The organism is Mesorhizobium sp. B2-1-3A (assembly GCF_006442655.1).
Lineage (GTDB): Bacteria > Pseudomonadota > Alphaproteobacteria > Rhizobiales > Rhizobiaceae > Mesorhizobium.
Genome location: NZ_VFWK01000001.1, coordinates 1,021,406 through 1,047,340, shown reverse-complemented (window position 1 = coordinate 1,047,340; position 25,935 = coordinate 1,021,406). Strand labels below are relative to the sequence as shown.

Annotated in this window: 23 protein-coding genes; 6 read left to right on the top strand and 17 right to left on the bottom strand. The window is 62.9% G+C overall.

What is annotated here, in order from left to right; genetic code table 11:
- Positions 1-161 precede the first annotated feature (161 nt).
- On the top strand, positions 162-1,517 hold the full coding sequence (locus tag FJ977_RS05185) for an LLM class flavin-dependent oxidoreductase (protein WP_140769146.1): 1,356 nt from the start codon (positions 162-164) through the stop codon (positions 1,515-1,517).
- Between the two features lie 72 nt (positions 1,518-1,589).
- Here the strand turns inward: FJ977_RS05185 and FJ977_RS05180 are convergent, their stop codons facing one another.
- The 16 genes from FJ977_RS05180 to FJ977_RS05105 all read right to left on the bottom strand — a co-directional run bounded on the left by FJ977_RS05180 (position 1,590) and on the right by FJ977_RS05105 (position 19,384).
- Positions 1,590-3,299 carry an APC family permease gene (locus tag FJ977_RS05180; RefSeq protein ID WP_140769144.1) on the bottom strand — a complete coding sequence of 570 codons (1,710 nt, stop codon included), beginning with the start codon at positions 3,297-3,299 and terminating at the stop codon, positions 1,590-1,592.
- A 445-nt stretch (positions 3,300-3,744) separates the two neighbouring features.
- Positions 3,745-6,114, bottom strand: coding sequence for an aminomethyltransferase family protein (locus FJ977_RS05175; RefSeq protein ID WP_140769142.1), 2,370 nt, complete (start codon positions 6,112-6,114; stop codon positions 3,745-3,747).
- Positions 6,115-6,383: 269 nt separating this feature from the next.
- Positions 6,384-7,007, bottom strand: coding sequence for a sarcosine oxidase subunit gamma family protein (locus tag FJ977_RS05170; RefSeq protein WP_140769140.1), 624 nt, complete (start codon positions 7,005-7,007; stop codon positions 6,384-6,386).
- The gene (locus FJ977_RS05165) at positions 7,000-9,981 is read right to left on the bottom strand and encodes a sarcosine oxidase subunit alpha (protein ID WP_140769138.1); all 2,982 of its coding nucleotides are present in this window, start codon (positions 9,979-9,981) and stop codon (positions 7,000-7,002) included. The genes FJ977_RS05170 and FJ977_RS05165 overlap by 8 nt, the downstream gene beginning before the upstream one ends.
- A complete protein-coding gene (locus FJ977_RS05160; protein WP_140769136.1) occupies positions 9,981-10,256 on the bottom strand; it encodes a sarcosine oxidase subunit delta in 276 nt (91 codons plus the stop codon). The genes FJ977_RS05165 and FJ977_RS05160 overlap by 1 nt, the downstream gene beginning before the upstream one ends.
- Positions 10,257-10,272: 16 nt before the next feature.
- On the bottom strand, positions 10,273-11,526 hold the full coding sequence (locus tag FJ977_RS05155) for a sarcosine oxidase subunit beta family protein (RefSeq protein WP_140769134.1): 1,254 nt from the start codon (positions 11,524-11,526) through the stop codon (positions 10,273-10,275).
- A 93-nt stretch (positions 11,527-11,619) separates the two neighbouring features.
- On the bottom strand, positions 11,620-12,927 hold the full coding sequence (gene glnT, locus FJ977_RS05150) for a type III glutamate--ammonia ligase (protein WP_140769132.1): 1,308 nt from the start codon (positions 12,925-12,927) through the stop codon (positions 11,620-11,622).
- A gap of 35 nt (positions 12,928-12,962) precedes the next feature.
- On the bottom strand, positions 12,963-14,291 hold the full coding sequence (locus tag FJ977_RS05145; protein ID WP_010914750.1) for a glutamate synthase-related protein: 1,329 nt from the start codon (positions 14,289-14,291) through the stop codon (positions 12,963-12,965).
- Between the two features lie 6 nt (positions 14,292-14,297).
- On the bottom strand, positions 14,298-15,029 hold the full coding sequence (locus tag FJ977_RS05140; protein WP_140769130.1) for a GXGXG domain-containing protein: 732 nt from the start codon (positions 15,027-15,029) through the stop codon (positions 14,298-14,300).
- Positions 15,030-15,033: 4 nt separating this feature from the next.
- Positions 15,034-15,930 carry a glutamine amidotransferase family protein gene (locus FJ977_RS05135; protein WP_140769128.1) on the bottom strand — a complete coding sequence of 299 codons (897 nt, stop codon included), beginning with the start codon at positions 15,928-15,930 and terminating at the stop codon, positions 15,034-15,036.
- Positions 15,931-16,033: 103 nt separating this feature from the next.
- Positions 16,034-16,363 (bottom strand): hypothetical protein, encoded by a 330-nt coding sequence (locus tag FJ977_RS05130; RefSeq protein ID WP_140769126.1) that lies wholly within the window; start codon positions 16,361-16,363, stop codon positions 16,034-16,036.
- Positions 16,360-17,049 (bottom strand): hypothetical protein, encoded by a 690-nt coding sequence (locus FJ977_RS05125; RefSeq protein ID WP_181179606.1) that lies wholly within the window; start codon positions 17,047-17,049, stop codon positions 16,360-16,362. The genes FJ977_RS05130 and FJ977_RS05125 overlap by 4 nt, the downstream gene beginning before the upstream one ends.
- Positions 17,050-17,093: 44 nt before the next feature.
- The gene (locus FJ977_RS05120; protein WP_140769124.1) at positions 17,094-18,497 is read right to left on the bottom strand and encodes an amino acid permease; all 1,404 of its coding nucleotides are present in this window, start codon (positions 18,495-18,497) and stop codon (positions 17,094-17,096) included.
- Between the two features lie 14 nt (positions 18,498-18,511).
- Positions 18,512-18,667, bottom strand: coding sequence for a hypothetical protein (locus tag FJ977_RS05115; RefSeq protein ID WP_181179683.1), 156 nt, complete (start codon positions 18,665-18,667; stop codon positions 18,512-18,514).
- Positions 18,668-18,706: 39 nt separating this feature from the next.
- Complete coding sequence (locus tag FJ977_RS05110) at positions 18,707-19,084, bottom strand: hypothetical protein (protein ID WP_140769120.1); 378 nt, start codon at positions 19,082-19,084, stop codon at positions 18,707-18,709.
- A gap of 12 nt (positions 19,085-19,096) precedes the next feature.
- Positions 19,097-19,384 carry a hypothetical protein gene (locus FJ977_RS05105; protein ID WP_056564288.1) on the bottom strand — a complete coding sequence of 96 codons (288 nt, stop codon included), beginning with the start codon at positions 19,382-19,384 and terminating at the stop codon, positions 19,097-19,099.
- A 287-nt stretch (positions 19,385-19,671) separates the two neighbouring features.
- Between FJ977_RS05105 and FJ977_RS05100 the strand changes: the two genes are divergently transcribed.
- The 4 genes from FJ977_RS05100 to FJ977_RS05085 all read left to right on the top strand — a co-directional run bounded on the left by FJ977_RS05100 (position 19,672) and on the right by FJ977_RS05085 (position 23,534).
- Complete coding sequence (locus FJ977_RS05100) at positions 19,672-20,805, top strand: aminomethyltransferase family protein (protein ID WP_140769118.1); 1,134 nt, start codon at positions 19,672-19,674, stop codon at positions 20,803-20,805.
- 120 nt (positions 20,806-20,925) lie between these two features.
- Positions 20,926-21,522, top strand: coding sequence for a dimethylamine monooxygenase subunit DmmA family protein (locus FJ977_RS05095; RefSeq protein ID WP_140769116.1), 597 nt, complete (start codon positions 20,926-20,928; stop codon positions 21,520-21,522).
- The gene (locus tag FJ977_RS05090) at positions 21,519-22,484 is read left to right on the top strand and encodes a PDR/VanB family oxidoreductase (RefSeq protein ID WP_140769115.1); all 966 of its coding nucleotides are present in this window, start codon (positions 21,519-21,521) and stop codon (positions 22,482-22,484) included. The genes FJ977_RS05095 and FJ977_RS05090 overlap by 4 nt, the downstream gene beginning before the upstream one ends.
- Before the next feature lie 9 nt (positions 22,485-22,493).
- A complete protein-coding gene (locus tag FJ977_RS05085; protein WP_140769113.1) occupies positions 22,494-23,534 on the top strand; it encodes a DUF3445 domain-containing protein in 1,041 nt (346 codons plus the stop codon).
- A 48-nt stretch (positions 23,535-23,582) separates the two neighbouring features.
- Here FJ977_RS05085 and FJ977_RS05080 read toward each other — a convergent pair whose 3' ends face one another.
- On the bottom strand, positions 23,583-24,302 hold the full coding sequence (locus FJ977_RS05080; protein ID WP_140769111.1) for an XRE family transcriptional regulator: 720 nt from the start codon (positions 24,300-24,302) through the stop codon (positions 23,583-23,585).
- Between the two features lie 258 nt (positions 24,303-24,560).
- Between FJ977_RS05080 and FJ977_RS05075 the strand changes: the two genes are divergently transcribed.
- Positions 24,561-25,919 carry an NAD(P)/FAD-dependent oxidoreductase gene (locus FJ977_RS05075; RefSeq protein ID WP_140769109.1) on the top strand — a complete coding sequence of 453 codons (1,359 nt, stop codon included), beginning with the start codon at positions 24,561-24,563 and terminating at the stop codon, positions 25,917-25,919.
- Positions 25,920-25,935: the final 16 nt, after the last annotated feature.

Genomic DNA, 25,935 nt, shown 5'->3' with positions numbered 1-25,935 from the left:
CGATGGCGGATGGTCCGGCGCGGCGGCTGATCCCATCACGCCGATTAAAATGCTCCCTGGCGCCGATTCTGCAAAACAGAATTCCTTCCCAGTGCGGCCAAGCGGTACCATGCTGAGCGGCACCGGAGCGGCAACGCTCGTCCTTATCAGGGTGTCTTCCCATGGCAGAAAAGAAGCAATTGCGGCTCGGCGCCTTCATGCGTCCCGTCAGTTTGCACACCGGCGCCTGGCGCTATCCGGGCGCCTATCCCGACGCCAACTTCAACTTCGCGCATCTGAAGCGTTTCGCGCAGACGCTGGAGGCGGCGAAATTCGACGCTTTCTTCATGGCCGATCATCTGGCTGTGCTGAATATGCCGATCGAGGCGCTTCGGCGCAGCCACACGGTGACCTCGTTCGAGCCGTTCACCTTGTTGTCGGCGCTGGCCGCCGTCACCGATCACATCGGGCTGGTCGCCACCGCATCGACGACCTTTGACGCGCCCTATCATATCGCCCGTCGATTCGCGTCACTCGACCATATCAGCGGCGGACGCGCCGGCTGGAACATCGTCACGACGTCCAATCCCGATGCGGCGTTGAATTTCGGGCTGGATGAACATGTCGAGCATGACGAGCGCTACCACCGGGCGCGGGAATTCTACGATGTCGTCACCGGCCTCTGGGACAGCTTTGCCGACGACGCCTTCATCCGCGATGCCGAAAGCGGCCTCTATTTCGATCCCGCCAAATTGCATGTGCTTGACCACAAGGGCGAACATCTCTCTGTGCGCGGGCCGCTCAACATCGCGCGGCCGGTACAGGGCTGGCCGGTCATCGTGCAAGCCGGCGCGTCGGAGGCCGGGCGGCAGCTGGCCGCGGAAACTGCGGAAGTCATTTTCGCCGCCCATGGTGATCTCGCGTCGGGCCAACGCTTCTTCGCCGATGTCAAAAGCAGGGCGCAGAAACTTGGCCGCTCCCGCGACGATATCAAGATCCTGCCTGGCGCTTTCGTCATTGTCGGCGACAGTGTCGAGGAGGCGCGGGCCAAGCGGGCGAAGCTCGACAGCCTGGTCTACTACGAGAGTGGCATTGCCTCGTTGTCGATCGCTCTTGGACATGACGCGTCGGCCTTTGATCCCGACGCCGCTCTGCCGGAAATACCGGAGACCAATGCCTCGAAGAGCAGCCGCGAGCGCGTCATCGAACTGGCCCGGGATGAAAACCTGACCGTGCGCCAGCTTGCCCAGAGGCTGGGCGGCTATTCCGGCCTCGCCTTCGTCGGCACGCCGCAAACCATTGCCGACGAGATGGAGGAATGGCTGGTCGCCGAGGGATCGGACGGCTTCAACATCATGTTTCCCCATCTGCCCGCCGGGCTCGACGACTTCGTCGAGAAGGTGGTGCCCGAGCTGCAGCGGCGCGGCATCTTCAGGCGGCAGTATGAGGGCTCGACGCTGCGCGAGAATCTCGGCCTGAAGCGGCCACCCAACCAGTTCTTCGAAGATACCGAAGCGTCGGTCCGCAAGGCTGGGTGAGGCGAAGCCTACCTGGTGGCCGAAAAGCATAGGGCGCGCCGAAGCGCGCCCGATACTTGTCAAGTTGCCCTGTCAGATGACGAATATCCAGTTGGCGATCAGCATGACCACCACGCCGGCGACCAGCGTCAGATAGGGCAGCATGCCTGCTTTCTTCACCGAGAGGTCAGTTCCCGTCATACCGAGATCGGCCAGCATGTGGTCAGGGAACTTGCCCTTGTCCTGGATGTAGTGGCGGAAGCAGAACACCGGAATGATCAGTGCCGCGGTGATCAGCCCGGCCCACAGCGCCATCGGGTTCCACACCTTGGCGCCGGCGCCCATGAAGATCGCGTTGACATAGGCGAAGATCGCTCCGATTCCGAGCAACCAGGTCGGCGCCTTCCATGGCCGTGCGATATGGCCGTTGTCGATGCGGTGGATCCAGCCGGCATTGAGGTTGAGGAAATTGAAGATGATGTAGCCGCAGTTCGACACGGCGAGGATGAAGAAGAAGCTTGTCGCATCGGCCGAGGCGATGGCCAGCACGATCAGGTTGAAGCAGAGGTCGGTCCACATGGCACGGGTCGGCGCGCCATGCTCGTTGACGTGGCTGAGATAGCGCGGCAGCCAGCCGTCGACCGAGCCCTGGTAGAGCGTGCGCGAGGAGCCGGCCATCGCCGTCATGATGCACAGCACCAGCGCCAGGATCATCAGCATCACCAAGAGGCTGTGGATGAGCTTGCCGCCGCCGACCATGCCGGCAAGCGCGTCAGCGACGCCGGAGCCGTCTACGATCGGCGTTGCCAGCATGCCGTTGAGGCCCAGCACGCCCTGGAAGGTGAAGGGCACCAGGATGAACAACAACATGCAGAGCAGGCCGGAATAGAAGATGGCCTTGAAGGTGTCGGTGCCGGGGTTCTTGAATTCGGAGGTGTAGCAGACGGCGGTTTCGAAGCCGTAGGTCGACCAGGCGGCAATGAACATGCCGCCGAGCACCAGCGTCCAGCCGGGGATGTTCCATGCGCCTGGGTCTGGCGCATAGGCGGCGGCCAGCGGCACCAGCGGCGAGAAGTTGGCCCAGTTGATCTGCCCGGTGAAGATCGGCACGACGCCAACGATCAGCATCGGGACGATGACCAGCAGGCCGATATATTTCTGCACATTGGCGGTGCCGAGGATGCCGCGATGCTGGATCGAGAAGATGATCAGCATCAGCACCGCGCCGATGAAGAAGGTCGCATTGAAGGTGAAGGAGACCGGACCCAGCGTGTGGCTGTACAGCGTCCAGTTGCGGATTGCCGGCGTCGCGGCGGTCGTCACTGCCGCAATCGCGTCGGCGGGCGCCGTTCCGGCATGCGCTGCGATATAGGCGACGACTTCCGCCGAGGTCTCGGTGAACAGCGGCACCGGCGCCAGCGCATTGAGGATATAGGCGGCCGCGATCGAGCAGCCGAGCGACAGCACCGGCGACCAGGCGAACCAGTTGCACCATACCGACAGCGGCGCAATGAACTTGGAATAGCGCAGCCAGGCCGTGGCGCCGTAGATCGAGGCGCCGCCGGACTTGTTCGGGAACAGGCCGGCGATCTCGGCATAGGTGAAGGATTGCAGGAAACCCATGATCATGGACACCGTCCAGATCAGGAAGGCCAGCGTCCCGGTCGTGCCGGCAATGCCGCCGATCGAAAACAGAACCAGTGCTGGAACGCCGCTTGCCACCCAGAAGGCGCCGCGCCAGTCGATATGCCTGAGCAGCTTGCTCTCGGCAGGCTGCTCCAGGGCCGTACTTATGGTGCTCATGTCAGTGACTTCCCCTTTTTCGATGTTCCCCGCCGGCGATGCCTCGACTTTGCGAAGCTTGCTCCCCGGCCCATGACGTCACGACTCCAATGTTTCCACTCAGTCGTATTTTTTTCTTAAGAGTGAAGATTGATCCGGCGCGCTTTCAGGTCAAGCGTTTTGTGAAACCGTGCACATCACGGTTGCGCGCGCACGCTCTTCCCTTCTCTCCTTGTGGGGTGAGAAGCGGTTCGCGTAGCGGACGAAAAGCCAATTGCTTGGCTTTTCGAGCTTCGAGCGCCCTGAGCCTGCGAAGGGCCGGGGGGGCCGATCCACCTGCCGGGTCCCCGCTGCTTCGCAGCGTCCCGGCGTTCGCTAGCCTTTCATCGTGCCACTGGCACGACGAATTCGCCTTCGGCGAACCGGCTGCTCACCCCACGAGGGGAGAAGGCAAGGGTCACAGAGCTCAGGAACGGGGTCTGGTCTTCTGTGGATCGTAGTGGGCGAAGGCGACGACACGCGCCGGCAGCCTTTTGGCATGGCCGTCGAGCTTGCCGATCTCGATCTCGGTGCCGATGGCCGCATGGGTGACGTCGAGCCGCGCCAGCGCGATGTTCTTGTTCAGGACCGGCGAACGCATGCCCGAGGTGACGACACCGATCTGGGCACGGCCGACATGGACGCAATCGCCATGGCCGACAGCGACATTGGCGTCGATGTCGAGACCGACCAGTCTGTTCTGCGGGTTTTCCTTGCGCCTGATCAGCGCCTCGCGGCCGATGAAATCATCGGTCTTGCTCTTCAGCGGCACGGTGAAGCCGATGCCGGCCTCGAACGGGTCGGTCTGGTCCGAGAATTCGTAACCGGCGAAGATCAGTCCGGCCTCGATGCGCACCATGTCGAGCGCCTGCAGGCCCATTGGTTTCAACCCATGCGGCTGGCCGGCTTGCCATATGGCGTCGAACACCTTTTCGGCGTCGCGCGGATGGCACCATATCTCGTAGCCGAGTTCGCCGGTATAGCCGGTGCGCGAGACGACGACCGGTACGCCGTTGCCGCCGCCGATGCGGGCGACGGCGAAGCGGAACCATTCGAGCTCATCGATCGATGGCTGCAACGGTGAAGTCCAGATCACTTCTCTGAGGATGTCGCGGCTTTTTGGGCCCTGCACGGCGACATTGTGCATCTGGTCGGTCGACGAGCGCACCAGCACGTTGAGGTCGAGCTTTTTTGCCGTCTCGCGCAGCCATTCGCCGGAAAGATCGTCGCCCCCGACCCAACGGAAATTGTCCTTGCCGAGACGCAGCAGCGTGCCGTCGTCGATCATGCCGCCATGCTCGTAGCACATGGCGGAGTAGACGACCTGGCCGACGCCGAGTTTCTTCACATCGCGGGTCAGCGTGTATTGCAGCAGCGCTTCGGAATCCGGGCCGGTGACCTCGAACTTGCGCAGCGGCGACAGGTCCATGATCACCGCGTCCTGCCGGCATGCCCAGTACTCGGCTATCGGCCCATCCTTGGCGAAGGAGTTGGCCAGCCAATAGCCCCTGTACTCGGCGAAGTTGCGGGTGTGCTTGGCAAAGCTCGAATGAAAGGCTGTCTCGCGGGTCATTTTCGGTTCCGAATCGGGCGTCATGCGTCTGGCGATCGCTCGCGAGAATTTGTGCTGGCCGGAATAGGTCCGCACGTGGATGTCGGTCAGGTTCCAGCCATTGGCCGGCGTCGTGTCGTCGGGGCAGGCGGAGGAGACACAGACGATGTCGGTCAGCGCGCGCAGCAGCACATAGTCGCCGGGCCTCGACCATGGTTCGTCCGAGACCATGACGCCATGCGCGTCGATCGCGGTGTTGAAGAAGAAGTTGATCGCCATCCAGCCGGCGCGAGGATTGACGCCCTTGCCGGCCAGGGCGCCGTTGAAATTCTCCGAACAGTTGGTGTGGCCGGGATAGCCGATGTCGTCATAGTATTTCGCCGCGCAGGCGAGCGCGAAGGCGTCATGCCGACCGCATGTATCCTGCACCACCTCGACCAGCGGCTCCATGTCCTGGTCATAGTATTTCGAATGCAGGCCCGGCATCGGATAGCTCGATCCCATCAGCGTGCGCGTCGTGGTCACGTCGAGCGGATGGTCGAGGCCCTTGTCGAGCTTGCGCGCTGAAAAGCACTGGAAGTCGGTGCACTGGCGCCCATCGACATCGATGATCTGCAGATAGTCGCCCGCCTTGACGAAATAGGATTCGGCTGTTGCCGAGTGCACCCTGAGGTCGAGCACCGGATCGGCGAGCGGATCGGCCAACTGCGATCTTGGTTTGAGGCGGATCGCGGCGCGGCGCACGACAACCGTAAGCGGCGTTGCCGTGTCGTGACCATCGACCAGCATCGGGCCGCCGGGGGCAGCGACGATCATCGAGCCGTCGCGAGCGACGGTAAAACCCTGTTCGGCGCCTGCGGGCGTGGCACTGCCGAAGACGCGGACCGCCTTGGCCTGGTCAAGCTGAACCTGCCGGCGCGCGATGCCCCGCCGCAGGGCAGCGAGGCTGTCATCGCCTTCGGTCAGCAACGCCTTGATGCCGGCGGCATTGCTGTTGGATCTTTCGCCGAGGATGGCGGCATCGGTGACGCCTGTGGCGTCCCAGGCCAGCAGTTCGCAGGCCTGGCCACCCTCGACATTGCGGACCGTGATCGTATCGCCGGCCGCGACCTCGATCAGCACCGCGCCATTGCCCTGGATCGTGTAGCGCTCCATGCCCGGCGGCAGCGCGATCTGCCCAGGCCTCAGGATGAGGCTTGGGCGCGGCGGTCCTGCTGTGACCGTGGGGTAGGGCGACTGGCTCATCTCAGCCTTGCGGTTCGAGAAACAAGTTTGCCTGTGTGTGAAATTATTTTAGCAGCAAGAATAGCAGGGCGATAGCGTTTGGCAAGGCGAAGGTGATGTAAGCTCCCCCTTCTCCCCTTGTGGGAGAAGGTGTCGCCGAAGGCGACGGATGAGGGGTGCTCCAGGGAAAGCGAACGTCTCACTTCGCTGGAACACCCCTCATCCGTCTCGGCGCTGCGCGCCGATCCACCTTCTCCCACAAGGGGAGAAGGAAGGGCCGCGCTCCGACGCTACGCCAGTTCCTCGGAATGGCCGATAGCAACGCCATATTCAGCAGCGGAATCCAGCATCGTGTGCCACAGGCTTTCGGCGAAAGTCGCAAACACCAGAAGGTTGAACACCGCCAATCCATCTCGATCATTGCCGCGCCAGAGCGTGACGCTGGTGTGATCCATCGAGGCCGCGGCAGCCGCCCCAACCGCGAACGTATCGGGATGCAGATCGATCGAAGACAGCTTGGCCAGCATTGCGCGTGCCTTGGCGCCGGAGATGCTGATCAGCACGCGCGCATGCGATTGGTCGGACAGCGACGTCGATGCGGCAAAGGCAGGCGCAAGCGCTCCCGTCCCATGCCTGCTGCCCTGCGACAGGATGAAAAACTGATCCGGTCCCGACCAGATCAGTGTTGCGTCCGCCGCCGCGATCGCGTTCGGCGTTTCCGGAGCGGCAACGCCGAACCTGCTCTTCGCGGCCTTGGCCATGTCGGCTGCCTTGCCGCGCCGCGCCATCACCTGGACGAGGTCGAAATTGCGGATCTCGGTCAGCAACACGCCGGCATCGCCACGTGCGCCATAAGCACCCGACACGAGCGCGCGGTGGAGCGGGCTGCGGATGTCCCAGGAAAACTCAGCCACGCTGGCGCCCTCCATCCGGATCGTAGAAGACGGGATTGCACAGTTCGACATCATAGTCTTCGCCGCGTATCGGGTCATGCGCATGGACGATCTCGCCAATGCGTTCGCGGCCGCGCTCGACAAGCGCCAGCCCGATCCACTGGTCTGATGTGGGCGAGAAGCAGACCGAGGTGATATAGCCTTGGTCGTTGCCTGGCCCGGGCGTTTGCCCCTTCGGGATAATGTGCGCACCGGAGCGCAGCCGGCGCGCTCTGTCCGTGGGCTTGACGCCGACGACGACCTGACGATCCGGCGCGACCAGCGCCTCGCGCCCGGCCATGACACGGCCGATGAAGTCTTTCTTGGTGGACATCATCTTGCCGAGGCCAAGGTCGGCGGCCGTCGTCGTGCCGCTCAGTTCCGGCCCGGCGACATGGCCCTTTTCAATGCGCATCACGCCGAGCGCCTCGGTGCCGTAAGGCGTGACGCCGAATTGTTTGCCGGCCAGCATCAGATTGGGCGCCATCGCTTCGCCGTAGCGTGCCGGCACGGAAATCTCGAACGCCATCTCGCCGGAGAAGGAGATGCGGAACAGCCGTGCCTTGATACCGCCGCGCAAGGCGACTTCGCGCGCGCCCATGAACGGAAAACCTTCATTCGACAGGTCTTCCGCCGGGTCGACGATCTCCTTCAGCAGATCGCGGGTTTTCGGTCCGGCAATGGAGAACTGCGCCCACTGGTCGGAGACCGAGGTCAACTGGACGTCGAGTTCCGGGAACAGCACTTGCCGGCAATATTCGAGATGCTGCATCACCAGTCCGGCCTTCGCCGTGGTGGTGGTGAGGAAATAGTGGTCCTCGGCCAACCGCGACGTCGTGCCGTCGTCATAGACGATACCGTCCTCGCGCAGCATCAGCCCGTAGCGCGCCTTGCCGACGGCGAGGTTGGAGAAAGTGTTGATGTAGACGCGGTCGAGGAAAGCGCCAGCATCCGGGCCGTGCACGTCGATCTTGCCAAGCGTCGAGACATCGCAGAAGCCGACGCCACCGCGCACCGCCTTGACTTCGCGGGTCACCGATTCCAGCCAGTCCTTCTCACCGGCGCGCGGATACCATTGCGCGCGTTTCCACAGGCCGGTGTCGACGAAAACGGCGCCCTGTTCGGCTGCCCAGTGATGCGACGGCGTCAGCCTTGTGGCGTGGAAAGTCTCGTCGCGATGATGGCCCGCAAAGGCACCGATGGCGACCGGCACATAAGGCGGCCGGTAGATCGTCGTGCCGGTCTCGGGAATGGAGCGGCCGCTCACATCAGCCATGATGGCGAGGCCGGCGACATTCGAGGTCTTGCCCTGGTCGGTCGCCATGCCGAGCGTCGTGTAACGCTTCAGATGCTCGACCGATTCAAAACCCTCGCGCTGCGCCAGTTCGATGTCGGAGGCGGTGACATCGTGCTGGTAGTCGACAAAGGCCTTGCCCTTGCCGGCGACATGCCAGAGCGGCGCTAATGAGAACGCCTCGTCGTCGGCGCCGGGCGCGGTGCCTGCCTTGCCTTCATGTCCTGTATCACGCGCCGCCGCCGCGCCGGCGGCAAAGCCCTGGCTCAGACAGGTGCTAAGGCCGAAATCCCCGTTGGCCGCACCCGCCGCGACCATGCCGGGAGGTGCGCCGTCGGGGACGAAGGCGGCGATGTCGTCGCGCCATTTTGGCCGGCCGCGATGATACGAGGTGAGCCCGACCGCCGGATTCCAGCCACCGGAAACGGCAAGCCCGTCGGCCTCGACCTCGGCGCGTGCGCCACCGGTCAGCGACACGGCGATTTTCCTCACACCATCCTTGCCACCGTCAACGCCGCTGACAGCGCCGTGCAGCACCGGGAAGCCGCCCTTGGAGGCAAGCGAGCGATGGGCGGGGGAGACGTCGGCCCGTGCGTCGATGACCGCGGCGATCTGCAGCCCGGCTGCGAGTGCGGTCTCGACCGTGCGCCAGCCATCCTCATTGTTGGTGAACAGCGCGACGCGTTTTGCGGGAGTGGCGGCGTAGCGCTTGACATAGGTGCGCATCGCCGAGGCCATCATCACACCGGGCGTGTCATTGCCGGCAAAGACGATCGGCCGTTCGATGGCGCCCGCCGCGACGACACAGCGCTTCGCAACGATCCGCCACATCCGCTGACGCACCTGGTGTTCGGGCGGCGAGGGCAGGTGGTCGTTGACCCGCTCCAGCGCGCCATAGGTGCCGCCATCATAGACGCCGAACAGCGTCGTGCGGGTCATGATGCGGACATCGGGCATTGCCGTGAGCTCAGCCACGGTCCGCGACAGCCATTCGGCGGCCGGCAGGCCATCGATCGTGCCGCCATCCGAGAGCAGGCGGCCGCCGAGCGCGAAATCCTCTTCGCACAGGATGACGCGGGCGCCGCTGCGGCCGGCGGCAAGTGCCGCCGCAAGGCCAGCCGGACCGGAGCCTGCGATCAGCACATCGCAATGTGCCCAGGCCTTGTCGTAGTGGTCGGGATCGGCAACACCGGCGGCGCGCCCAAGGCCCGCGGCGCGGCGGATCGCCGGCTCGTAGATCGCTTCCCAGAACTTCGCCGGCCACATGAAGGTCTTGTAGTAGAAGCCGGCGACGAAGATCGGCGCGAACAGCTGGTTGACCGACATGACGTCGAAGCGCAGCGACGGCCAGCGGTTCTGGCTGGCGGCCTCAAGCCCTTCATAGAGCTCGGCCGTCGTTGCCTTGGTGTTAGGCTCTCGCCTGGCGCCGGTGCGCAGTTCAACCAGCGCGTTGGGCTCTTCCGAGCCTGATGTCAGGATGCCGCGCGGGCGATGGTATTTGAACGAGCGGCCGACCAGCTTGACGCCGTTGGCAACGAGCGCCGACGCCAGAGTGTCGCCCTGGAAGCCGGAAAAGCTCTTGCCGTCGAAGCGGAAGTTGAGCGGCGCCGAACGGTCGATGAGACCGCCATTATCCAGCCGGTTTGTCTGCGCGCCGGCCATCACGCGCCAACCTTCGCGGCACCGGCGCCCGCCGCCGGTTCGACTGCGGAAATCTCATGCGTCAGCGTGTTGCGCGTGACCTTCAGCCAGGCCCGGCACCCGCCGCCATGGTACCAGTTCTCGCTCATTACACCCGCGATGTTGTCGCGCAGATAGACATAGTCGAAGACCGCGTCCTCGCCGGCATCCGCCGCCGGCCGCACCGGTTTGGCATCGCCGAGATAGGTGAACTCGCCGAGTTCGCGTTCGCCGCAGAAGGGACAGACAATACGCATGATTTTCTGGCCGTCCTCAGTGCAGGTTCGGTTGGGCGCCCTGGCCCTTTTCGTCGATCATGGCGCCGGTCCGGAACCGATCGAGGCGGAACCGTGCGGCTTCCTCATGCGGCGTGTCGCGGGCCAGCAGATGGGCAAAGACAAAGCCCGATCCTGGCGTTGCCTTGAAGCCGCCATAGCACCAGCCGGCGTTCAAGTAGAGGCCGTCGACCGGCGTCTTGTCGATGATGGGTGAGCCGTCCATGGACATGTCCATGATGCCGCCCCACTGGCGCAGCAGGCGCACGCGGCCGATCATCGGCATCAGCGCCATGCCGCCCTCGCAGACGTCTTCCATCACGGGCAGATTGCCGCGCTGGGCATAGGAGTTGTAGCCGTCAATGTCGCCGCCGAAGACCAGCCCGCCCTTGTCCGACTGGCTGACGTAGAAATGGCCGGCACCGAAGGTCATGACGTTTGGGATCAGCGGCTTGATCGCCTCGGAGACGAAGGCTTGCAGCACATGGCTTTCGATCGGCAGGCGCAGGCCCGCCATCGCAGCGACGCGCGACGAGGAGCCGGCGACCGCCATGCCGACCTTGCCGGCGCCGATCCTGCCGCGCGAGGTCTCGACGCCGGTTACCTTGCCGTTGGCGTCCCTGACAAAGCCTGTCACCTCGCAATTCTGGATGATGTCGACGCCGAGCCCGCTCGCCGCATGGGCGTAGCCCCAGACCACGGCGTCGTGCCGCGCCGTGCCGCCACGCCGCTGCAACAGCCCGCCTTGCACGGGAAAGCGCGCATTGTCGAAATTCAGGAACGGCATCATCTTCTTGACCGCCGCGAGGTCGAGCAGTTCGGCGTCGATGCCGTTGATGCGCATGGTGTTGCCGCGCCGCGCATAGGCGTCGCGCTGCGCGTCCGAATGGTAGAGGTTGATCACGCCGCGCTGGCTGACCATCGAATTGTAGTTGAGGTCCTGCTCCATCCGCTCCCACAGCTTCATCGACAGTTCGTAGAAGCCGGTATTGCCGGGCAGGCCATAATTGGAGCGGATGATGGTGGTGTTGCGGCCGGCATTGCCGGAGCCGATCCAACCCTTTTCCAGCACCGCGACGTTCCGGATGCCGTATTCGCTGGCAAGGAACCAGGCGGTGGCCAGGCCATGGCCGCCACCGCCGACGATCACCACGTCATAGCGATCCTTCGGCGTGGCGTCGCGCCAGGTACGCTGCCAGTTCTTGTGGCCGGAAAGGGCGGCACGTGCGAGCGAGAAGATCGAGTATTTCATCAGTTCATTCCGAGGCCGCTCGCACCGCTGGGACCTTTTCTTAACGCATCGGATTCAACCGAAAACCGCTCCGCACTTTTCGGTCCGATGCTTCTAGATGTCCAGCGTGTGGTCGCGCTCCCATTGCGTGAAGTGCGAAGCATAGGAATTCCATTCCTGGTGCTTCAGCTTTAGGTAAGCCGACGAGAATTCCTCACCCAGCGCCGTCTTCAGCGATTTGTCCTTGTCGAACTCGCGCAGCGCGTCAAGCAGGTTGAGCGGCAGCTTCGGCGCGCCCTTCACCGTATGGCCGAACTGGTACATGTCTATGTCGTAGCGCTTGCCCGGATCGGCCTTCGAGCGGATGCCGTCGAGGCCGGCGGCGATGATGACGGCCTGCAACAGATAAGGGTTGGCCGCGCCGTCCGGCAGGCGCAGTTCGAAGCGGCCGGGGCCTGGCACACGCACCATGTGGGTGCGGTTGTTGCCGGTCCAGGTGACGGTGTTCGGCGCCCAGGTCGCGCCGGAGATCGTGCGCGGGGCGTTGATGCGCTTGTAGGAGTTGACCGTCGGGTTGGTGATCGCGGCAAGCGCGGAGGCATGCTTCATGATGCCGCCGAGGAAATTCTTGCCCTTGGCCGACAGGCCGAGTTCCATCGAATTGTCGGCAAAGACATTGGTCTTGCCCGATTTGTCCCACACCGAGATATGAGCATGGCAGCCATTGCCGGTCAGGCCCTGGAAGGGTTTTGGCATGAAGGTGGCGCGCAGGCCGTGCTTCTCGGCCACCGACTTGACCATGAACTTGAAGAACGAGTGCTTGTCGGCGGTCGCGAGCGCATCGTCGAAGGCCCAGTTCATCTCGAACTGGCCGTTGGCGTCCTCGTGGTCGTTCTGGTAGGGCCCCCAGCCCAGCGCCAGCATGTGATCGCAGATCTCGGCGATGACGTCGTAGCGGCGCATCACGGCCTGCTGGTCGTAGCAGGGCTTTGAGGCCGTGTCGTACTTGTCGGAGATGACGCTGCCGTCCGGGGAGATGAGGAAGAATTCGGCCTCGACGCCGGTCTTCACATGCATGCCGTCGCCGGCAGCCTCCGCGATCAGCCGCTTCAGCGTGTTGCGTGGTGCCTGGTCGACCTCCTTGTCGTCCATGATGCAGTTGGCGGCGACCCAGGCGACGTCGGGCTTCCATGGCAACTGGATGACCGAATCCGGATCCGGCACCGCCAGCATGTCCGGATGCGCCGGCGTCAGATCGAGCCAGGTAGCAAACCCTGCGAAGCCGGCGCCGTCCTTTTGCATGTCGGCGATGGCTTGCGCCGGCACCAGCTTGGCGCGCTGGCCACCGAACAGGTCGGTGTAGGAGATCATGAAATATTTGACGCCGTTCTCCTTGGCGAATGCGGCGAGATCGTTCCCCATTATGTAGTTCCCTCGCTTATGGATTTTGTGATGTGCTAGAAGCCGTTCTTCCCCGGTATCCAGTTGGTGCCGGCCAGCGGTACGCCAGCCATGGCGGCGGCTTCGATGGTGAGCGCGACGAGATCCTCGGGCTCGAGGTTGTGCAGGCTGTTCTTGCCGCAGGCGCGGGCGATGGTCTGCGCCTCGAGCGTCATCACCTTGAGGTAGTTGGCGAGCCGGCGGCCGGCGGCCACCGGATCGACCCGCTTCATCAGTTCGGGATCCTGCGTGGTGATGCCGGCGGGGTCGCGACCCTCGTGCCAGTCGTCATAGGCGCCGGCCGTGGTGCCGAGTTCGTTGTACTCCGCCTCCCAGCGGGGATCGTTGTCGCCGAGCGCGACCAGGGCTGCCGTGCCGATCGAGACGGCATCGACACCGAGCGCCAGCGCCTTGGCGACATCGGCGCCGTTGCGGATGCCGCCGGAGACGATCAACTGCACCTTGCGGTGCATGCCGAGATCCTGGAGTGCCTGCACCGCCGGCCTGATGCAGGCAAGCGTCGGCTGGCCGACATTCTCGATGAACACTTCCTGCGTTGCAGCCGTGCCGCCCTGCATGCCGTCGACGACGACGACATCGGCGCCGGCCTTCACGGCGAGCGCCGTGTCGTAATAGGGGCGGGCGCCGCCGACCTTGACGTAGATCGGCTTTTCCCAGTCGGTGATCTCGCGCAGTTCGAGGATCTTGATCTCGAGATCGTCCGGGCCGGTCCAGTCGGGATGGCGCGAGGCCGAGCGCTGGTCGATGCCTTTCGGCAGCGTGCGCATCTCGGCGACGCGGTCGGAGATTTTCTGGCCAAGCAGCATACCGCCGCCGCCCGGCTTGGCGCCCTGGCCGACAACGACTTCGATGGCGTCGGCGCGGCGCAGGTCGCGCAGGTTCATGCCATAGCGCGACGGCAGATATTGGTAGACCAGTTGCTTGGAATGGCCGCGCTCCTCCTCGGTCATGCCGCCATCGCCCGTCGTGGTCGAGGTGCCTGACAGCGTCGCGCCGCGCCCAAGCGCTTCCTTGGCCGGGCCCGACAGCGAACCAAAGCTCATGCCGGCGATGGTGATCGGGATCTTCAGCTCGATCGGCTTCTTGGCGTGGCGCGAGCCGAGTACGACTGATGTGTCGCAGCGCTCGCGATAGCCTTCGAGCGGATAGCGCGAGATCGAGGCGCCGAGGAACAAGAGGTCGTCGAAATGCGGCAGCTTGCGCTTGGCGCCGGCGCCCCGGATGTCATAGATACCGGTCGCCGCGGCACGGCGGATTTCGGAAAGCGTGTAGTCGTCGAAGGTCGCGGATTTGCGCGGCGTCGTCGGCGGGTTGCGATAGGTCATGCTGCCTCAATACGCGTCGGCGTTGTCGATATTGAAATTGTAGAGCGTGCGCGCCGAGCCGTAGCGCTTGAACTCCGACGGCTTGACGCCGGTGACGCCGGCGCGGTCGAGCAGGCCTTGCAGCAACTCGAGATGCTCGGGCCGCATCTCCTTGGCGATGCAGTCGGCACCCAGGCTGTCGACCTTGCCGCGCACGAACAGCCGCGCCTCGTAGATGGAATCGCCCAGCGCATCGCCGGCATCGCCCAGCACCACCAGATTGCCAGACTGCGCCATGAAGGCTGACATGTGGCCGATATTGCCGTGCACGACGATGTCGATGCCCTTCATCGAAATGCCGCAGCGCGACGACGCGTTGCCCTCGATGACCAGCAGGCCGCCCTTGCCGGTTGCCCCGGCATACTGGCTGGCATCGCCTTTCACTATGATCGACCCCGACATCATGTTCTCGCCCACGCCGGGTCCCGCCGAGCCATGCACGGTAATGGTGCTGCCGGAATTCATGCCGCCGCAGTAGTAGCCAACGCTGCCACGCACATCGATGGCAACAGGCTGGTCGACCCCGACGGCGACCGAATGGCTGCCCTTCGGGTGCAGCACTTCCCATGCCGTTTCATTCGAGCCCGGAGCCAGATTGTGCAGCGCCTGGTTGAGCTCGCGCAGCGACGACACATCGAGATCGAAGATTCGGGAGGCGTGGTCTTGCGTTGCTGCCTTCGAAAGTTTGGTTGCCGGCATGAACTCAATGCTCCCAGAAATAGACGGTTGCGGGTTCCGGTTCCCAGACCCTCGCATTGTCTATGCCGGGCAGCTTGGTCAGCGCGCGATATTCCGAGCCGAAGGCGACATACTGGTCGGTTTCGGCCATGACGGCGGGCTTGCAGGCGATCGGGTCGCGCACCACGCCGAAGCCATTCTTGGTGCCGACGACGAAAGTGAAGAAGCCGTCGAGGTCGGAAAGCGTGCCTTCCAGCGCTTCGCCGAGATTCTTGCCATGCGCCATCTGCGAGGAGAGGTAGGCGGCGGCGACCTCGGTATCGTTCTCGGTCTCGAATTTCATGCCTTCGCGAACCAGTTCGCGGCGGACATTGTTGTGGTTGGAGAGCGAACCATTGTGCACCAGGCACTGGTCGGCGCCCGTCGAGAACGGATGCGCGCCCATCGTCGTCACCGCCGATTCCGTCGCCATGCGGGTGTGGCCGATGCCATGCGTGCCTGCCATCTTGCGGACATCGAAGCGATCGACGACCGCCTCCGGCAGACCGACTTCCTTGTAGATCTCGACCACGTCGCCGGCGCCCATGATGCGGATGTCGGGGCGCAGCGCCTGGATCGCCTCGCGCGCCTCGTCGATCTTGGCAGGCGCTGTCCTGACGACGGCATGGGTCGACTTCACCGCGATGCTCACCGGCACACCGATCGCTTTGGCAAGCTCGGTATCGAGGTCGCGAAAATCGCGCGCCGGCGTTGCCGACTGGATGGTGATCTTGGCTTCATTCCTGGAGGGCGCGCCATAGATGGCGATGCCGGCACTGTCCGGCCCGCGATCGCTGAGCGACACCAGCATCTCCGACAGCATCGCGCCGAGCTTCGGCTCCAGCGACTTGTCCTTCAAAAACAGTCCGACAATTCCACACATGTCAGCCTCCCGGCGTTTCTAGCTAAGAGATCGTTTGTAGCTAAGAGATGATGTACCGAATGCGTTGCTCGAATTCAATCATATGAAAAAAATTTTCCTCTAGTTACGTATGCGGCGCAATGCCGCCATGCGAATTATCGCTGTCCTGCACGGCATTGTGAACCCACCGGGCGTGACGGATGCGGGCGAGCTTGTAGGCGTCGAGGATCGACAGGGCATAGATCAGGAAGCCACCGGCGTGACGGCCGATGAAGCCGGCATCTGGCGGCGCGACCCTGACGGTCACCCAGGCCAGGATCACCATGAAGAACAGAAACTGCAGCCCGCGCACCGGCACGCCCAGAATGACATGGCCGCTTGCGGGCAGCACGATTGCCGAACCCAGGACGAGATAAGGGTTTACCGGCGCCGGCTGCGGGTTGGAACTGGTCATGCGGCTTGCCGTTCGCTGCGGTTGATGGCGTCGCGCAGCGCAGAGAGGGAGACGAGCAGCCGCTGAACAAGCGTCGGATCGATCCGTGCGTCGCCAAACGCGGCCTGCCGGAAAACGCCGTAGCGCGCCCGCTCGGCCTCGGCCAGCAGCCAGACGATGCGCACGCCGCCGGGGGTGATCAACAGTTCCTTGGCGCGCCCTTCCGAAAAAGGCTCCAGGTGGTCGGCGATGATGCCTTGCGGGAAACGCGTGCCTCGACGGTCGGTTCGCAGCACCGCCTCGGCTGGAAATCCCGGAGCCTTGGGCAGCGTATGCTGGAGATGGTCGAAATTGGAGAAGGTCGTCGGCGAGCCCGGCCGCATCATCATGTCGAACGTGGCTTGCACCGCGACCTTTTCGGTGATCGAAACGCTGAGCCAGCGCGCCGGGAGTTTTCTTGTCGCCAGCGTATCGACGATGGTGCGCAGTTGAACGTGCTGGCCGCTCCACGATCCTTCCCAGGTGATGACACCGGCGGTGCCGTCGGAAACATTGGCCGCATCGGCGATGACGGTTCGGATGGCGGCCTCCTCGGCGGCAAGCGCCGCCAAGACCCTGTTGCGACTGCGACGCGCCAGCCACGCAAGATGGAGGACAAGCGCCAGGACAATGACCCCGGCGAACAGTGCTGATGTCACTTCGGACATTTTGTCATGCCAGGCTCACCCGGATCCGGGCGAGCCTACTCCCATCAATAGCCCTGCGGTTTCGGCCAGGGCATGGTGAACTGGTCGCCACGCCGCACGAATTTGTAGCGGTAGAAGTGGAACCAAAGCGAGATCAGGAAGTAGAAGGCGACCATGGCGCTCAGCTGCGAACCGAAACCGAGGAAGATGGCGAAGAAGGTCACCACGCACAGGCAGAACAGCACGATTGCCGGCAGCGGATGGAAGGGATGCGTATAGCCGCGGCGGATCGTGCCGAGCGGCCACTTCTTGCGGAACATCATGATATTGATGCTCATGAAAGTGTATTGCAGCACGCCTGACAGGATCGAGAAGGTGATCGCCTGGTTGAGGTCGGCGATAAAGGCGAAGGCGAGCGCGATCGGCAGCAGGAACAGGATCGACCGGTAAGGCGTGCGGTATTTGGGATGCACGGCCGAGAACCAGCTCGGCAGATAGCGGTCACGGCCGAGCGAGAACCAGGCGCGTGCCGCGTCGTTGATGCAGCCATTGGCCGATGCCAGGGCCGCGAGCAGCGTGGCCAAGAACAGCAGGTTCTCGAGCAGCGGGCTGCCGGTCAGCCTGCCGGCGTCCCACAGCGGGTAGTAGGTGATCCCGAGATACTCCCAGGGCATCAGCGAGGCACAGACATACCAGGTCATGGCGGCGGCGATCAGAAGCGTGATCATGCCGGCCATGGTGCCGTAGGGCAGGGAGCGGGCCGGCGAGCGAACTTCCTCGGCGGCCTGTGTGGTGCCTTCGATGCCCAGATAGAACCAGATGCCGAACTGGAAGGCGGCGATGACGCCGATCCAGCCATAGGGCAGCGCATTGGCGGGGGTGACCAGTTCGTTCAGCTTCAGCACGGCACCTTGCGTCCACGGGCTGACCGAGAAGAACAGGATGACGATCGAGACATAGGCGATGGCGGTGATGACGAAGTTGACGTTGAGGGTCATCAGCACGCCGCGGTAATTGAGCCAGGCCAGCACGACGATGGTCGCGGCGATGAAGGCATTGTGGTTCAGCCCCTCGACCCCCGCCTTGGCGACGATCGTATCGCCGAGCAGGATCGCGTCCGAAACCTCCAGCATGGTGTAGGCGAAGACCAGGAACAGCGCGACGTTGAATGCCATCAACGGCCCGACGATGTGCTTTGCCTGCGCGTACTGGCCTCCGGCGGCGGCAACTGTCGACGTCACCTCGGAATCGATCATGGCGACCGAGGTGTAGAGCAGCCCGACGATCCAGCAGACGATTAGAGCCGCCAGCGTGCCGCCCTTGTCCGCGGCAAAATTCCAGCCGGTGAATTCGCCCACCAGAACGATACCCACGCCGAGCGCCCAGACATGGGAAGGGCCAAGCACCCTGAGCAGCGAGACCCTGTCGCCATGCACTACCGTTTCTGCCGTTTCAAGCGCGACCGTCATCGTTCAATCCCCACTCAGATCCGGTGTTTTTCGGAAACGGCTTCAAGCTCGCCTTCGCGTGACGAGGTCAGAACGTCCTCGGAATAGGTCGTATCGACCTTGAACCAGTCGTAGAGCATCCACAGTGCGAGCAAGATCGAGATGCCCCAGCTTGCGTAAGAAAGTGCCATCCACATGATCGTGTCCCCGATGACTCGTCGCCAGAACTTTTACTTGTCGTCGAATTTCTCGTTGATGACTTCGCGATATTCGCGATCGGATGCACGGAACAGGAAGACGAAATAGCCGATCAGTACCGCCGCCATGATGATCAGCGTCGGCCAGTCGATGACGTAGTGGAAACGGTTCTGGATGATGTCGTGCGCGGTCTCGGGCGTGTAGCCGAGCTTTTCCCAGATCGAGGCCATTGTCGGGTTCTGGCCAAGCGCTTCCCAAGTCTTGGCGTCGAGCGCGTCGATGGATTTGGCGGCTCCGGCAAGGCCCAGTTTCAGCGGCAGCCACAGCGCCACGAAAATGGCGACCACCACGACCACGATGTCGAAAACCTGGCCGGCCTTGCTCTGCTCCGGCGGTGTATAGCGGGACATGCGTTGTACCCCTCAGGACTTGCGGTTGCGGGACGCGTCGGCGTTCTTGATGTCGAGACCGTAGATGAAGTCCTTGTCTTCCTTGTAGTGCTTGACCATCGCCAGGATCGCGGCCGTGTTGAAGATCAGCACGGCGGCGGCGGCAATCGCGACGACGGCCTTGATGCCGTCGTGCGGAATGTACGGCCATGTCATGAAGAGCACGAAGAGGATCGTCGCCCACAGGCAGATGATCAGCAACGCGGCTCCGCGCAAGTCGGAACGGTACAGCGCTTCGATGCGCTGCTGCAGGTCTGACATCGGTTTTTCCCCTTTTCCGGGCGCCCGGTTCCGAAATCCTCCGCGCGCCGCTCTCTTTCAAGAGAGTGAAATTTTTTTCATAAATTCAGACCGTTTCCCGCAATTGTCAAGATGAATTTACGTTGGGTTAACCATTTGCTCGGGACGGCCAATTTTGCCTGACAATGAAATTATTTGCTTTCAGGGGATTGCGGCTCTCCCGCGTTTGCGGTCAATATTCAAGCCAAAGCTCCGGCCCCCGCGCCAAGGAGCAGGGAACAGTGGATTTTTGAACGGAGGACGAGCGGATGACGGCATCCTGGAGATTTTCGACCCTGGCGGATCGCCACCGCGCGCTGGGTTCGAAGCTCGAAGACTGGAGCGGCATGGGGACCGCCTGGACCTACGACAAGGACGCCGACGAAGAGTACATCGCCATCCGCACCAAGGCCGGTCTGATGGATGTGTCGGGGCTCAAGAAGGTTCACATATCAGGGCCGCATGCCTCGCACCTCATCGACCTCGCCACCACACGCGACGTGGAAAAGATCTATCCGGGCAAGTCGGCCTATGCCTGCATGCTGAACGAGGCGGGAAAATTCACCGACGACTGCATCCTTTACCGCACCGGCCCGAACAGCTGGATGGTGGTGCATGGTTCGGGCACCGGCCATGAGGAATTGCAGCGCGCCGCGATGGGCCGCGATGTCTCGCTTCGCTTTGACGACAATCTGCACGATCTGTCGCTGCAGGGACCAACCGCGGTCGATTATCTGGCCAAGCATGTGCCCGGTATCCGCGATCTCAACTATTTCCATCATATGCAGACGCAACTGTTCGGTTTCCCGGTCATGATCTCGCGTACCGGTTACACCGGCGAACGCGGCTACGAGATCTTCTGCCGCGGCCAGGATGCCGGCACGATCTGGGACAGGATTCTCGATGAGGGCAAGAGCGCCGGCATCATTCCGTGCCGCTTCACCACGCTCGATATGCTGCGTGTCGAAAGTTACTTGCTTTTCTACCCGTACGATAATTCGCAAAAATATCCGTTCGAGGACGAAGGCCCCGGCGACACGCTGTGGGAGCTCGGCCTCGACTTCACGGTCAGCCCCGGCAAGACCGGCTTCCGTGGGGCCGAGGAACACTACCGGCTGAAGGGCAAGGAGCGCTTCAAGATCTATGGCGTGCTGCTCGACGGCAAGGAGCCCGCCGATGAAGGCGCACCGGTCTATCGCGACGGCAAAAAGGTCGGCGTGGTGACATGTGCCATGTATTCGCCGCTGGTCAAGAAATCGATGGGCATCGCCCGCCTCGACGTCGACTGTGCGGTCAAGGACACCAAGCTCGAGATCCGCAACAAGAGCGGATCGATCAAGGCGACGGCGCAGCCCTTGCCTTTCGACGATCCCAAAAAGACCAAGCGCACCGCCAAGGGTTGAGGCATCATAAGCAGCGAGGGGTTTTAAGGCACTAGAGCATGATCCCGAAAAGTGGGAACCGGTTTTCTCGGACAAACAGTTTCGTTTGTCCAAGATCATGCTCCAACTGATCTAGAGAGAATGGCAGCCAAGACGATCATCAGCCGGCCCATTTACGGAACCCTGTCTCCGCAGCCCGGCAAGCATCATCTTTTCATCGCCGATGCGGAAGGTGCGCTGGCGATCCTTGATATGGCAAAGACGGCTCCGCCCGGCTTCTTCGACGGCGCCGAGATCGTCTTCATCCCGGGCCCCGACGGCAAGCACGTCGCCGTCCTCGAAGCGCTGAAGCCGGCGCAGTTTCATCAGGCACCGTCCTTCGCCAGCCTGCTGCCACGGCTGAAGCAGACGCTGGCCAATGCCCATATGGGCCTGCGCCTATACCTCGCCGGCACCGAAGGGCTGATCGGCCAGGCCATGCAGGTCGCGCTCGAAGCCGGCATCGATCATACCTCCATGCAGACCGAGCATCGCGGTTCCCTGGCGCGGCGCATGCAATGCGTGCACTGCAAAGGCATCACCGAAAACGTGACGACGCAGCCCGCCACCTGTTCGCATTGTGGGCTGCTGCTTCTGGTGCGCGATCATTATTCCAGGCGCCTCGCCGCTTTCCAGGGCGTGTGCATCAATGCCGAGGATCGCTCCGAGATTCCTCCGATGGAGGAGGCCTTCCCATGAGCACCGGCACCACCAAGCTCAATGTCGTGGTCAGCGACGTCGTTCCGGTCAACGAACTGGTCACCCGCTTCCATTTCCGCCGGCGCGACGGGCAGATGTTGCCGACCTTTTCCGGCGGCGCCCATGTCGTGGTCGAGATGCGCGACGGCGATCGCACCCGGCTCAATCCCTATTCGCTAATGGGCTCGCCGCTCGACACGCGCGAATACACCATCTCGGTGCGCCGCGACGATGTCGGCCGCGGCGGCTCGCTGTTCATGCACAGGTCGGTCAAGCCGGGGCTGGAGATGGTGATCAGCTATCCGGTCAATCTGTTCTCGCTCGACCTGCGCGCAAAGAAACACCTGATGCTTGCCGGCGGCATCGGCATCACACCCTTCATGGCGCAGACCGCGCAGCTGGCCGGGGAGGGCGGCAATTTCGAATTGCACTACACCTGCCGCACAGCCTCGCTCGGCACCTATGCCGATGTGCTGCGGGAGCGTTACGACAGGCGCATCAGGCTCTACCATGACGACCGTGACGAGCGCATCGACCTCGACCGGCTGCTGTCGACGCAGCCGCTCGGCACGCATCTCTATGTCTGTGGCCCGGCCGGCATGATCAACTGGGTGCGCGACCGCGCGGCAAGCCTGGGCTGGCCGTCGGAGGCCGTGCATTTCGAGCATTTCGCGGCACCCCAGCCGGGACTGCCCTTCGACGTGACGCTGGCCGTCAGCGGCAAGACGATCCGCGTCGGCGAACAGCAGAGCCTGCTGGAGGCCATCGAGGCGGCCGGCGTGGATCCGCCCTATCTCTGCCGCGGCGGCGTCTGCGGCCAGTGCGAGACCAACGTCATCTCCTACGATGGCAAGTTCATCCACAACGACCACTGGCTGAGCGAGGAAGACCATCGCTCCGGCTGCAAGATCATGCCGTGCGTGTCGCGCTTCGAGGGCCGGTCGCTGGTGCTGGAGCGGTAGGAGGAAATCATGGGCATCACCTTTCGCAAGGAAACGTTCCGCGACGATTTCACCTTCAGGAACAGCCCGGAGCATATCAGGCGGTTCCCGTTTCCGTTCCATGAAGACGCCTACATGTATGCCGTCAACATCGAGCCGCATGTCGTCGGCCCGAAGGGCAGCGTGCTCGAGAACCTGATCGACGTCGACGAGCACTATGTCGCGGAGATGCAGGACCGCGCACTGGTGCTGGCCGAGGATCCGCTGCGCTGCCAGTCACTGCCGCACATGACGCTGGCCGGCTGGGACCTGCTTGAGCTTTTGATGGAGCAGCAGGCGCTCGGCTATCCCGAGCATTTCACGCTGACGCGCGACGGTGACCGCTGGCGCTGGATCAACCGGCCGCTCGGCATCGACGATACCTTCACCTTCGGCGACACCTCGACGCTGCCTTACGGCCCGATGGAATATATCACGAGGCAGAGCCAGGGCGATTTCTGCATCCTCGACCAGCGCGACGGCAATCTGTGGATGGATGCCGGCATGGTCACCACCCAGGCCGACTGGTCGCTCGATTTCGACATCGGCATGAACTTCTTCGAATGGCACGCGCCGGTGCCGCTGGCGCATGAGAAGGGCATCTTCGTCAGGGCGCTGAAGTTCCTCACCAACATCCAGCAGGGCAAGCCGGCGCGTCGTCTCAACTGGACGATGACCATCAATCCGCGCCTCGACACCAGCCCGGAGAATTATCACAAATGGGGTCCGGACCGGACAACCGTGACGCCGGAGAATGTCGGCGACAAGGTGCATCTGCGCGTCGAGCTGCAAAGTTTTTGGCGGCTGCCGCGCTCCAACGGCATCGTCTTTCCGATCCGCTGCTATTTGATCAAGATGGACGAACTGGTGACGCAGCCGAAATGGGCGCGGCGCCTCCACCGGGTGATCCGCGACCTGCCCGAGGAACTCGCCTCCTACAAGGGTCTGACGCGCTACAGGCCGACGTTGGTGGAGTGGCTGTCGAGGCTGGATGACGGGAGTGCGACCAGCCCGGGTTTTGGGCCGGATTGAACTGCCCGCGAAGCTGCCGGACATCTCCCCCACAACGGGGGAGATTAGCTAACCAGCGCTGTTCTGCGGGTAGCAAATAATCGACAGATACCGCATCGGCAGTTTCGTCAGCTGCTCCGGTCCGTGCGGCGCGTCGGCGTCGAAGAACAGGCTGTCGCCGGGCTTCATCGGGTAGAGGTTGCTGCCGTGCCGGTAAACGACCTCGCCTTCCAGCATATAGAGGAACTCCATGCCTTCATGCTGGAAGGTCGGGAACACGTCGGAGTCCTCGGTCAGGGTGATCAGATAGGGCTCGACGACGACGCCGCTGGTGTTGGAGCCGATATGGCCGAGCAGATTGTACTGGTGACCGGCACGCGTGCCGCGGCGCTCGACATCAAGGCCTTCGCCGGCTTTGACGAAGACAGCACTTCGCTCTTCCTCGAAGCGGCGGAAGAAGGCGGTGACGGGAACGCCGAGCGCCCGTGACAGCGCCTGCAAGGTGGTCAGCGACGGCGAGGTGATGCCGTTCTCGATCTTCGACAGCATACCCAGCGAAATGTCGGTGGCGACCGCCAGATCGGCGACGGTGATGCCGAGCTTCTTGCGGAACGCCCGCACCTCGCGGCCGATCGCGACCTCCAGCACTTTCTCGCGTGTGTCGCGGATGGCGTGCGGGTTCTGCGTCAGCGGCGCGCGGATGGTCTTTCCGTCCGCGGAGACCTTTGGCAACGGCTTGGCTTTTGCTGGACCAGAACCGGCCTTCGAATCGGAAATTGTCTTTGCCATCTCGCCCCGCAACCTCAGGATTTATTTCACTCACGGTGAACACCTCAGGTGCCGATACATGAGCGCAACCGCGACGGCAAGCCATCTTGTGTCGCATGTGCCGGCTCGGCGATTGCAATCGCCGCAGGTTTTTCGCCAGGAATCCGTTGCGCGCAAATGCCGTTCCAGCAGATGTCTGTTGACAGCACGGAAGGGCCAATTACTGTCACTCCCAGTGAAATTTGTTTCGCTGGGGAAATCAAAAAAGGAGGCCTGGAAATGAAAACTCGCGTTGCCGTCATCGGAGCCGGACCGTCCGGCCTGGCACAGCTCAGGGCCTTCAAGTCGGCTGCCGACAAGGGCGCCGAGATTCCCGAAATCGTCTGCTTCGAAAAGCAGTCCGACTGGGGCGGCCTGTGGAACTACACCTGGCGCACCGGCCTCGACGAACATGGCGACCCCGTGCACGGTTCGATGTACCGTTATCTCTGGTCGAACGGACCCAAGGAATGCCTGGAATTCGCCGACTATACATTCGAGGAGCATTTCGGCCGGCCGATCGGCTCCTACCCGCCGCGCGCCGTGCTGTGGGACTACATCAAGGGCCGGGTCGAGAAATCGGGGCTGCGCAAATGGGTGCGCTTCAACAGCCCGGTGCGCATGGTCACCTTCTCCGACGAGACCAGGAAATTCACCGTCACCGCGCATGACCGCACCAACGACGTCACCTATTCCGAAGAATTCGACAATGTCGTCGTCGCCTCCGGGCATTTCTCGGTGCCCAATGTGCCGTACTTCGAGGGTTTCTCGACCTTCAACGGCCGCATCCTGCACAGCCATGATTTCCGCGACGCGATGGAATTCAAGGGCAAGGACATCCTGATCATCGGCCGCTCCTATTCGGCCGAGGATATCGGCTCGCAATGCTACAAATACGGCGCCAAGTCGATCACCTCCAGCTACCGCTCCAAGCCGATGGGCTTCAAATGGCCGGAGAATTGGAAAGAGGTGCCGCTGCTGCAGAAAGTCGTCGGCAAGACCGCGCACTTCAAGGACGGCACCACCAAGGATGTCGACGCCATCATCCTGTGCACCGGTTATCTGCATTCCTTCCCCTTCCTCACCGACGACCTGAAGCTCAAGACCGCCAACCGCATGTGGCCGCTCGACCTCTATGAAGGCGTGGTGTGGGAGAAGAATCCGAAGCTGTCCTATATCGGCATGCAGGACCAGTTCTACACTTTCAACATGTTCGACGCGCAGGCCTGGTTCGCGCGGGATGTCATCATGGGCCGCATCAAGCTTCCCTCGGCCAAGGCGATGGCTGAACACAGTGCCAAGTGGCGGGCGCGGGAGGAGACGCTGGAGGACGCCGAGCAGATGATCTGGTTCCAGGGCGACTACACCAAGGAACTGATGGACCAGACCGACTATCCCGGCTTCGATGTCGAGGCGGTCAACCAGACCTTCATGGAATGGGAACACCACAAGGTGGAAGACATCATGAGCTTCCGCGATCACGCCTATCGCTCGCTGATGACCGGCACCATGGCGCCGCTGCATCATACGCCGTGGCTGCAGGCGCTGGACGATTCCATGGAGAGCTATCTCGAGGTGAAGGGCGTCGCGGCGGAGTAGGCCGCGGCGCATCGTC